We start from the raw sequence: 11,610 nt of genomic DNA, 5'->3' as shown, positions 1-11,610 counted from the left end.
AGTTTGTCAGATGCCTGGCACTTGACAAAAAAATAGGAGGAAATATGAAAAAAGCCATATCTATAATATTAATTGTAGTTGGATTGCTATTAATAGCATCTCCCTATATAAGTAAATTAGTTATAAAGCAAAAGATTAAAAATGCAAACTCATCAGATATTACAGCTGAAATGATAGTAAAAAACAATGAAAATGAAGCTGAATATGACTTTTCCAGCGTAACAGATATAGATATAAGTGGAACATTATTAAGCCCTAATAAAATAAATAAGAACTTAATAATAGGACAACTTGTTGTTCCCAGTATAAATTTGAATCTTTCTATAATTAAAGGCTTAAATAATACTAACCTACTAGCTGGAGCTGCCACCATGAGACCAGATCAGAAACTTGGGGAAGGAAATTACCCTCTGGCAGGCCACTTTATAAAGCAAAAGGATATTTTATTTGGCGGGCTTATGGATATAAAAAATGGACATATAATAAGGGTTACAGATAAAAAAGACATCTATGAATATAAAGTGTATGAAACCGTAGCAGTTCCAGACGATGCAGTTTATATGATAGAAGATAAAAAATCACAAGAAAGAGGGAAGCCTGTTATTTCCCTTATGACTTGCTATTATTCTTCAAAAACCGGCAAAAGATATTTTGTTATGGGAGAACTGGAAAATAAAATTCCTTATGATGAAAAGTTAATGAATTCAAAACAGTAAAATTATAAATACATTGTATGTATAGGAAATAGGAAATAGTCTAAGAATAAAGTAGTAACTGAGTTACTACTTTTTTTAATTTAGAATTTAAAATTGAGAATTGAGAATGAGGGATGAAGCTCACAGAGTTTCTGAGAATATATTGTGAAGCAACCAAATTCTGAGGAGTTTGGGAAGTTTGGCATAATTTAGTGATTAATTTTGAAAATGGGGTTGACAAATAGATCAATCTAGTTAATAATAATTATTAGATAGTAATTATTACAGCTAAATTAATTTAATACATATAAGCATTTAGCTTAATAAATAAAATAAAAACATATTTTAGGAGGTAGATTTATTATGTCATTAATAGGAAAAGAAATTCAACCATTTAAAGCATCAGCATACCACAATGGTAAGTTTATAGACGTATCAGAAGAAAATTTCAAAGGTAAGTGGAGCATAGTTTGCTTTTACCCAGCAGACTTTACTTTCGTATGCCCAACTGAATTAGAAGATTTACAAAACAATTATGAAGAATTAAAATCCCTAGGAGTAGAAGTATATTCCGTTTCCACAGACACTCACTTTACCCACAAAGCATGGCATGACAGTTCAGAAACTATTGGAAAAATCACTTATATTATGATAGGTGACCCTTCCCATACAATATCCAGAAACTTCGACGTGCTAATTGAAGCAGATGGTCTTGCAGATAGAGGTACTTTTATCATAGATCCAGATGGTGTAGTTCAAGCACTAGAAATTAATGCTGGCGGCATAGGACGTGATGCAAGCACTCTTATCAACAAGATTAAAGCAGCACAATATGTTAGAAACAACCCAGGCGAAGTTTGCCCTGCTAAATGGAAAGAAGGAGCTGCAACACTTAAACCAAGCCTAGATCTAGTAGGAAAAATCTAAGGAGTAAGATAAATTATGTTGGATTCAGATATAAAGTCACAATTAAACCAATATCTTCAACTTATGGAAGGCGATGTACTCATTAAAGTTAGTGTTGGAGAGGATGATGTATCTAAGAACATGTTAGAGCTAGTAAATGAGCTAGCAACCATGTCCTCCAAAATTAAGGTAGAAAGAACACAATTAAATAGGACTCCAAGTTTTAGTGTGAATCGTGCAGGTGAAGATACTGGTGTAACTTTTGCTGGTATCCCACTAGGTCATGAATTCACATCCTTAGTATTAGCTTTGCTGCAAGTTAGCGGAAGAGCACCAAAAGTTGAAGAAAAAGTAATTAATGAAATTAAGAATATTAAAGGTGAATACCACTTTGAAACTTATATTAGTTTAAGCTGCCAGGTGTGCCCTGAAGTGGTGCAGGCACTTAACTTGATGAGCGTTGTAAATCATGGTATTACCCACACCATGATCGACGGAGCTTCCTTTAAAGAAGAAGTGGAAAGTAAAGAAATCATGGCGGTGCCATCAGTTTACCTAAATGGTGAGTTTTTCGGAAGTGGTCTTATGACAGTGGAAGAAATTCTTTCTAAGTTAGGAAGTAAACCTGATGCATCAGAATTTAATAATAGGGAACCTTACGATGTACTTGTGGTGGGAGGCGGTCCTGCCGGTGCCAGTGCGGCTATTTATGCCGCTAGAAAAGGTATTCGCACAGGTATAGTGGCTGAGCGCTTTGGCGGTCAGGTGCTAGACACCATGAGCATTGAGAACTTCATCAGTGTAAAATACACAGAAGGTCCCAAGCTGGCAGCAAGCTTAGAAGAGCATGTTAGAGAGTATAATGTGGATATCATGAAAGCTCAGCGTGCTAAAGGCTTACAAAAGAAGGAATTCATCGAAGTTGAACTAGAAAACGGAGCTGTGCTAAAAAGCAAAGCCGTAATCCTTTCAACTGGCGCTCGCTGGCGTAATGTAGGAGCGCCTGGTGAAGCAGAATTTAAGAATAAGGGTGTAGCTTACTGCCCTCACTGCGATGGTCCTTTATTTGCAGGAAAAGATGTAGCGGTTATTGGCGGAGGTAACTCTGGTATCGAAGCTGCCATTGACCTTGCAGGCATTGTAAAGCATGTAACAGTTCTTGAGTTCATGCCAGAGCTTAAAGCTGACGAGGTATTACAAAAACGTCTTTACAGCTTACCAAATGTAACTGTATATAAAAACGTTCAAACAAAAGAAATTACAGGAACCAACAAGGTAGATGGAATTACTTTTGTTCACCGTGATACCGGCAAAGAAGAACATGTAGAGTTGCAAGGAGTATTTGTACAAATAGGCCTTGTACCAAACACCGATTGGTTAGGTGACAGTGTAGAACGCTCCCGCTTTGGTGAAATCATCGTTGACAGCCACGGCGCTACAAATGTTCCAGGAGTGTTTGCTGCAGGAGACTGTACCAACAGCCCTTACAAGCAAATAATCATTTCCATGGGATCTGGTGCCACCGCAGCCTTAGGTGCGTTCGATTATATGATTAGAAACTAATAATTTTCATTTAACAAAGCCATGTTGCTATCTCAAGGATAGCAACATGGCTTGTTTTTTGTGATTCTATGTGGTCAATATCTTCCACTATTTATTTTAACGTCCATCCAAAGTCATCATGATAAATCATCTGCCTTGTCATTCCTCCATCGATGCAGATGTTCTCTCCTGTGATGAACCCAGCCTTATCACTGCACAAGTATAGTACCATATTTGCTATGTCCATTGGATTCCCCACCCTTCCAGCAGGATGCTGATATGCATTTTCATCCTTATATACGGTGAAAGCAGTGTCTATCCAACCTGGTGATATTGAATTTGCACGTACTTTTCCAGCAAGGCTTACTGCTAAAGCATGTGTCAAGGCTGAAATTCCACCCTTAGCCGAAGTATAGCTCTCAGTATTAGGCTGGCTCATCCTGTCTCTGGAAGAAGATATGTTCACAATGCTTGCCCCTTGTGCAAAATGCTCAGAAAAAAGTTTGGTAAGCATAAAAGGTGCACTTATCCCCACACGCAGCACATAATTAAAGTCCTCGTAAGAACAGTTCCATATACCGCCCTTGCTGAGCATAGCATTATTTATCAAGCAATCCACTCTGCCATAATCTGAAATCACTTTTTCAGCAAAAGCTTTGAGTATATTTTCATCACCTATGTCTCCTATAAAGTAATCATTATCCTTAATATCTATTACGCAAACTATGGCCCCTTCTTTTCTAAACTCTTCGCATATGACCTTGCCTATCCCGTCAGCTCCCCCTGTAACAACTACAACCTTATCCTTAAATACCATAAGTAGCCTCCAAAATTATATAATTCTTTTAGATTTCAAATTTAATCTTAGTTTTATCAAGTAAATTTTCAGTGCTCTTTATAAAGATTAAAGAAAGTTTAATGTCGGCAAGTTTCCCTATTTCCTGCAATTTCAACTCCAATAGCTTCTTATCTTCTAACCTGCTGGTATTCTTATAACTATAGTGGTGCCTTTGCCCTTTTCACTTTCAATTACCATCTGGCCGTGATGAGTCTCAATAATACTTTTTACAATTACCAACCCTAATCCATTGGATTTATTTATCCAAGCATTAAAATAATCATATCCATTAATTCTTTCAATTTTATCCTTGGGAATCCCACTTCCATTATCTGAAACAATTATAGAAACATAATCATATTCATTTGTGTTTGGAACGGTTACAGTAATATTGCAGCCCTGTTTATTATGTTTTGCACTATTTGCTATTAAATTAATTATCGCCCTCAAGAATAATGCTTCATCCAATAATGCTGATGCAGACTCGTCTTGGATAATCAAATCTATACTGCTGTTTTTAAGAATTCCGCTATTTACCCCCTTAGCCACAGCTTTCCTTGCAATGCTGCTTAGCTTTACTAATGATAGATTTAATGGTATCAACTGATATTGTAGTGAGCTTGCTAGGTTTAAATCAGTAATTAGATCACTTAAACGTACTGCATTCTCTGTAATTATTCTAGCTTGTGAATGGACTTCTTCTGATAAAGTAGCATCCCCTTCCATTAATGCAGAGTATCCTAGAATCATAGATAACGGGGTTCGTATATCATGGGATATCCCTGTGAGCCAATTAGAAACAGCTGTGTCACGAAGTTTTATTTTGTGATTTTTATCACGTATTATTTCAGAAGTTTCATTTATATTTTCAGCTAAATCTTTAAATATCCCTTTCTCTTTCAACTTCACCTCTTGTTCCTCTTTTAAAGAGGAGATAGCCTTTATAATATTCCCTAAAGGTTTGGTTAGCTTTCTACTTAGAATTATTGACAATATTATTGTAATAATCAAATTCATTAACATAATAACTACTAAAGTCAGTGGCAAATTATTAATGACATTTGTTGGAATAAACCAATTGTATTTAGAAATTGTATTTTTAGGATAACCAAGTATCACTAAATTCCTACCACTTTCCCATAAATATACTGGATAATCATTTAAGTAGCTTTTAGATAGTTTTGCAATGTCATTAATGGAATAGTAGTTATAAATATCATCAGGCTCGTTGTAAGAATAAATCACATATCCACTGGCATTGACCAACTGAACCCATAAATTGTTCTTCTGTATAACTTTAGTTGTTTTATCTGTTAATTGCTTATTGTCTCCATTAAGCTCCTCTGCAATGATTTTTACTGTTGTTGTAGGCTCCTTAGCCATTGGACTATAGCGTATAATGAATAAGAAAAGTGAATAATTAATTGCAAGGACAATAAACACGATAAAAATAATTCTAATTATATATCTAACTATAATTTTCATGGATTTATTATTCATACAATTCTCCCATTCTATGTTACTAACCTATATCCAAGACCCTTTACTGTAACCAGAGAAACAGGTGCAGACGGATTTTTCTCTATTTTTTCACGAATATGACGAATATGTACCATTAATGTATTCTCATAACCATAAGAATCATCTTCCCAGGCAGATTCACAAAGCATGTCCAAAGTAACAATAGTATTAGAATTTTCATATAGCAAAGATAAAATTGCATGTTCCTTGGCAGTAAGCTGGATTACTTCTTTTCCTCTCATCACCTCAGCCTTACTTAAATCAATGGTGCATGCTGCAAGATTAATCACAGACTGCTCATTTTTTATACTATTTGAATAAGTTCGCTTCAAAATTGTGTTAAGTCTTAGAGTAAGTTCTCGGGGTAAGAATGGCTTTACAACATAATCATCAGCACCAAGCCCCAGTCCTAGGATCTTATCCTCTGCTTCACCTTTTGCTGTAAGAAACAGTACTGGTATATCTCGAATCCTTTTAATTTCATTCAATAAGGAAAATCCATCTCCATCAGGAAGCATTACGTCAAGAATAGCAATATCAGGTATGTTTTTTGTTAAAATTGACATTGCTTCTGTAAATGTTGAAGCACAAAATATATGATTAAAACCATCTTTTTTAAATATTGTTTCCAGCATCTTTAGAAGCTGTGGTTCATCATCTACTAATAATATACTTTTGTTTTTAAAATGGTTCATTTCATCACTCCTTCCTTCTTTATCTAATTATAACATGAGTCAGTAGATTCTATGTTTACTTGAAAATTAAGGTTACCTTAAGGCAGCGTATAGGTTGACATAAACCAAGCCTGATATTATAAGGGCATAAATTAAGTGCACTAGAATTTACTAGAAAGGATGATACCATGAGGATTTTAGAAACCTTATTTCTTACTTTAGTTATTTTTTCTTCTATAAATCTTTTTATATTTAAAAATAAAAAAGCATCTATTTTTTTACCCTTAGCAGCAAATATTACAGCTGTATTCAGCATCATTTTTGAAGGATACCGTATTCATATTGTTCCAGCTTTTATACTATCAATGCTATTTTTAATTGGCGGCATATTCAATTCATTACTTCCTAATAGAAAACCTAATAGAATTATTAGGTTAGTTTCTTTAATTATGCTGATTCCAATACTTGTTTTATCTGTTGTTCTTCCTTTCCTTTTTCCTGTAGTTAATCTACCCAAACCGGGGGGAGCTTACCCAGTAGGTACCATGTTTATGTCTTTTAAAGATTTTTCACGTAAAGAACAACTTTCAAACTTGAATGAATATAGAAATATACCTGTGCAAGTTTGGTATCCCACAGCAGATATCAATGGAAAAAAGCGTGCCAACTGGATAAACAGCAAAGAAGCAATGGATCTTTTTTCCCAAAGTAAACACATGCCAAAGGTTTTTGACAATCTAACTTTAGTGAAAACTCATAGTTATATTAATTCCAATATCTCTGAAAAAGAAAAAAAATATCCCGTAATCCTCTTTTCTGGCGGTGGCACAATGTTTAACGGACAGAATGCAATTCAAATGGAGGAGCTAGCCAGCCATGGATATGTGGTCTTTGCAGTGGGGCATCCCTATGATGATTTTGCATGTATATATCCTGATGGAACAATAACACCATATAGTAAAAAACTATCAGAGAATTTAACCGCTGATAGTAAAAATGCTGTTAAAATAGCTAAACAGACAGTAACAGATACAGAGAGCCCCGAATACATTAGAACACTCCTTAGAAATGCCAAGTTAAATAATAACAGCGTTAAAACATGGAGTAAAGATATGCAGTTTATCATTAATAAAATAACTGAAATTAATGGTAGTATGACCGATAGTATTTTTTACAATAAATTAGACATATCAAATATAGGAGCCTTAGGCCACTCCTTCGGTAGTGCCGCAGCAGGACAGCTTTCCCTGGATGATAGTAGAGTAAAGGCTTTTATCAATATGGATGGCTCACCTTTTGGATATGCTCCTGATAAAGAAATAATTCAACCATTTATGATCTTAACCACCGAAAAATATGGAAAATACATTCGTTATGGTTATTCAGAAAAAGAAAAAAATTTCTTGTTTGTACAAATAAGTGGCGCAGAGCACATGAACTTTTCTGACATTAACTCTCTCATGCCTGTATTAGGCAAGCTTTCTGGATTTTTAGGTGATATTAAAGAAAAACGTCAAACAGAAATAATGAATAGCTTTATTCTAAATTTCTTTGATAAACATTTAAAGAGTAAGTCTACACCACTGCTTGATGTTCCTTCATCCACATATCCTGAGGTAGAAGTGTCTGTGTACTAAAAATTTTGAAAATCCTCCGGGCCATATAATTTTCTTAGTCTTTATGTAGAAGTAAAGGTAAAGAAAAAAAGTGCGTCATCCTCACAAGATTAGCACATTACTTTTCAATAGACAATAAAAGACAGAGGAACATCTCCTCTGTCTTAAATGTTACATATGAAGTTATGATTTACTATTTTAAAGCCCTAGCTGTATAACTATAATCTACACCAAGTAAATCTGCTACTGTACCTTGCATTATAACATTTCCTCCTAAAGCTCCACCTTCAGGACCTAAATCGATTATCCAATCTGCATTTTTAATAACGTCTAAATTATGCTCTATAATTAAAATAGTATTACCATTATTTCTTATCTTGTTAAAAAGAACTAATAAGTTTTGAATATCTGAAAAATGTAACCCTGAAGTTGGTTCATCAAAAATATATATGCAATCACTTAATTGATTTAAACATAATTCCTTTGATAATTTTATTCTTTGTGCTTCTCCTCCAGATAGCGTTGTTGCACTTTGTCCTAATTTTATATATCCTAAGCCTACTTCAAATAATGTTTCTAAAATTTTATATACCTTTCTTTGTTCTATAAAGAAATTTAAGGCTTCTTCTACAGTCATTTCTAAAACTTCATATATATTTTTCCCATTATATTTTATCTCTAATACTTCATTTTTATATTTCTTTCCTTTACAAACTGGACAAGTGGTCCAAATGTCTTCCATAAAAGAAATATGATTGCAAATACTACCATCACCATTGCATTTTTCACATCCACCATCTTTGCTATTAAAACTAAACTTACTATCTTTATACCCTCGGGTTTTTGCGGCATTTGTGGAAGCAAAAAGCTTTTTTATTTCATCCATAAGTCCAACATATGTTGCTATATTTGATCTAGAAGTACGTCCTATTGGCCTTTGGTCAACATAAATAATTTGCTTTACATGATTTTCTCCTGAAATATAATCACAAAATCTGCTTATATCATCTTTCCCTTCTAATTTATTTATTAAAACTGGATAAATAACCTTAGAAACTAACGTACTTTTCCCCGAACCACTAACACCTGTTATACATGTAATAGCTCCAATCGGAAGTCTAATATCTATATTTTTTAAATTATTACCTCTAGCTCCATCTATTTTAATCCACTTATCACTTAATTCTAATTTTTCAATTTCTATTGTCTTTTCATTGCATAAATATTTTCCTGTTTCTGAACTTTCATTATCCATAACTTCAATGACTGTCCCTTGCGCAACTATATTACCACCATTTATTCCTGCACCTTTACCTATATCTATAATATAATCAGCACACTTTATAATTTCCTTATTATGATCTACGATAACAACAGTATTTCCATAGTCTTTAAGTTCTTTTATAATCATAATAAGCTTATCATAATCCTTGGGATGAAGTCCTGTTGATGGTTCATCTAAAACATAAAGCATATTAGTAATTTCACCATTTAATTGCTTAACTATTTTTAATCTCTGAAGTTCACCACCTGATAATGTTGCTACTGAACGATTCAAAGCTAAATAGTTAAGGCCCATTTTTATATATAAATCAATTTTTCTATAAAGCTTTTTTAATAATGGCTCAATCTTATTTAATTCACTTTCCTGCAATGCATCTGGCAATTCTTCAATCCATTTCTTTAGCTCATCAATTGTCATTGCTGCTACAACTGAATATCTTACCCCTAATATTTCAACACTTCTTCCTTCTCTATTAAGCCTTTCACCATTACAGCTATTACATATATCTTCCTTCATAAACTCATCAGCAATTCTTTTTATAGACTCATTACTGCCATTCTCATATAAGCGCTTTATATAATTATAAGCACCTTCAACTTTCCTTGTGATTTCACCACTTCTACCATTCTTATTTTTATATACATATGTAATTTCATCTTCAGTGCCCCATATTATTTTTTCTCTTAATTCTTGTGGCAACTCGCACCATGGCAGTTCTAAATCAACATTCATATCTCCTGCTAATGCTAATACTTCACCTTTTGACCAGTTAGCATTAGGATTTTCTTTAAATTTTCTTAAATCTCCCCATAACCTTGATGCTCCATCAAAAATTGATTTATCTGGTTTAGAAACAATTAAACTACAATCTATCTCTCTATGAATACCTAACCCATTACATACTTGGCACATGCAATCTGGATTATTATAACTAAAAGTAGATGGAGTTAACTCAAACATAAGATGCTTACATTCATAACACATTTGCTTTTCTTGAAATAATATCTTTTCATAATCATTAATTAGTACATAAATTGCTCCATTTCCTATATTCAATGCTTCTTCTATATTTTTAAGCATATTTTCTTCTCCACCAATTACATGCTCATAAACTAAGTTTTCATTAATTACAGGTTTATAAGATAACTCTTCATTATTATATGGTTTTATTGAAATCCTTGTATTCGTTGGTAATTCCATTAACTTTTCATAAATTTCGTGGCTAGAAAGAGGAATGATAGCACTACCGCAATTAGGACAATGTCTTATACCAATAGTTGAAAATATATTTCTTAAATAACCATAAATCTCTGTTATAGTCCCTACTGTAGAACGTGGATTTCTAGAAATACTTTTCTGAGAAATTGATATTGCTGGTGGCAGGCCATTTATCATATCAAAGTCTGGTTTTTCTCTGCATGCATCATTAGCTAAATTGCCCATACTTTCCATAAGTCTTCTTTGGCTTTCTGAATACAATGTATCAAATATCAAACTTGATTTTCCACTTCCACTAACTCCTGTTACTGCTGTTATTTTATTATATGGAATTGTAACATCAATATTTTTAAGATTATTCTGTCTTGCACCTTTTATTACAATGCCTTCAGCTTTTTTGTCATCTGTATACTGATTTTTATAAAAATCTTTTTTCTTTTTATTTATATTATTATGAGAATACTTTTTGATTATATCAAGACTTGACTCCTTTATATAAAGCTGTGAAGTATTCTCTTCTTCAAACTCCTCCACCCATTCTGGCCAATGCTTAAGCCAGTCAGGAACACTACATACTTCAGCTTTATCATTAACAGCTATATATGGGAATATTTTAATTAATGGAGTATTGTTAAAAGAATCTAACTTGCTTACTTTGATTCTTTTTAGACTTTTATCAAACTCTAATATTTGAGCTGTTGTAAGTGCTATAGGATTAGGTCTTACTGGTGACCTTGATGCAAAAATTCCTGTTCTAGGCGCATTTTCATAAGGTGGATCGCATTCAGTTGCCCTTCTATACTTTGCTTCATCAAATCTACTAAACCACCACATTATCTTTATATGAGAATATCCCCTTAATTCTTCATAGATATTTTCAAAATCATTTCCTATATAAATAAAATCTTCTCCATTTATTTTTTTAAGGTTTCCAATTGCTGCGATCTCATTCTTGGAATTTACAAAAACTTTTTTATTGTCTGCTCCTTTTATCTTAGGGCTAAAACTTTCCTTAACCCTATCTTCACAAGGAAAATATGGTTTTATATCATAAACAGGAACATTATCTTCTAAATCATTGTCCTCATTAAAAGTAATTATTCCTGTTTTCCCATCTATATTATTTATTTCAATAGTTTTTTGCATAAGCTCCTTAGAAAAAATAATAATTATATGACTAAATGAAGATAAGTGTTTTAATCCCTTAATGAAACTTTTATTTATTGCTATTTTATTTCTTCCCTCGACTCTCCCTATTTCATAAACATTAAAATACTCATTCCTATTCATAAAAACTCTCCTTTGCCATTGATAT

At 33.2% G+C, this 11,610-nt stretch carries 8 protein-coding genes; 4 read left to right on the top strand and 4 right to left on the bottom strand.

What is annotated here, in order from left to right; translation table 11 throughout:
• Window positions 1-44 precede the first annotated feature (44 nt).
• The 3 genes from BUA82_RS18680 to ahpF all read left to right on the top strand — a co-directional run bounded on the left by BUA82_RS18680 (window position 45) and on the right by ahpF (window position 3,164).
• A complete protein-coding gene (locus BUA82_RS18680; RefSeq protein WP_073012141.1) occupies window positions 45-716 on the top strand; it encodes a class A sortase in 672 nt (223 codons plus the stop codon).
• A 342-nt stretch (window positions 717-1,058) separates the two neighbouring features.
• Entirely contained in the window at window positions 1,059-1,622 is a 564-nt protein-coding gene (gene ahpC, locus BUA82_RS18675) for an alkyl hydroperoxide reductase subunit C (RefSeq protein ID WP_073012138.1), read from the top strand.
• Between the two features lie 15 nt (window positions 1,623-1,637).
• Window positions 1,638-3,164: an alkyl hydroperoxide reductase subunit F gene (gene ahpF, locus BUA82_RS18670; protein WP_207650320.1), complete on the top strand. Its 1,527-nt coding sequence runs from the start codon at window positions 1,638-1,640 to the stop codon at window positions 3,162-3,164.
• Window positions 3,165-3,255: 91 nt separating this feature from the next.
• On the opposite strand, the gene BUA82_RS18665 is transcribed toward ahpF, so the two are convergent.
• The 3 genes from BUA82_RS18665 to BUA82_RS18655 form a co-directional block, all read right to left on the bottom strand.
• Entirely contained in the window at window positions 3,256-3,960 is a 705-nt protein-coding gene (locus tag BUA82_RS18665; RefSeq protein ID WP_073012132.1) for an SDR family oxidoreductase, read from the bottom strand.
• Between the two features lie 156 nt (window positions 3,961-4,116).
• Entirely contained in the window at window positions 4,117-5,481 is a 1,365-nt protein-coding gene (locus BUA82_RS18660) for a sensor histidine kinase (protein ID WP_073012129.1), read from the bottom strand.
• Between the two features lie 14 nt (window positions 5,482-5,495).
• Window positions 5,496-6,197, bottom strand: coding sequence for a response regulator transcription factor (locus BUA82_RS18655; RefSeq protein WP_073012126.1), 702 nt, complete (start codon window positions 6,195-6,197; stop codon window positions 5,496-5,498).
• 167 nt (window positions 6,198-6,364) lie between these two features.
• Here BUA82_RS18655 and BUA82_RS18650 point away from each other — a divergent pair, with 167 nt between their 5' ends.
• Window positions 6,365-7,813, top strand: coding sequence for an alpha/beta hydrolase family protein (locus tag BUA82_RS18650; protein WP_073012123.1), 1,449 nt, complete (start codon window positions 6,365-6,367; stop codon window positions 7,811-7,813).
• Between the two features lie 172 nt (window positions 7,814-7,985).
• Here BUA82_RS18650 and uvrA read toward each other — a convergent pair whose 3' ends face one another.
• Window positions 7,986-11,585: an excinuclease ABC subunit UvrA gene (uvrA, locus tag BUA82_RS18645; protein ID WP_073012120.1), complete on the bottom strand. Its 3,600-nt coding sequence runs from the start codon at window positions 11,583-11,585 to the stop codon at window positions 7,986-7,988.
• Window positions 11,586-11,610 lie beyond the last annotated feature (25 nt).

It is taken from the genome of Clostridium amylolyticum (assembly GCF_900142075.1).
GTDB classification, from domain to species: domain Bacteria; phylum Bacillota; class Clostridia; order Clostridiales; family Clostridiaceae; genus Clostridium_AA; species Clostridium_AA amylolyticum.
The sequence above is the reverse complement of the archived record's forward strand: the minus strand, read 5'-3'. Positions and strand labels throughout refer to the sequence as shown.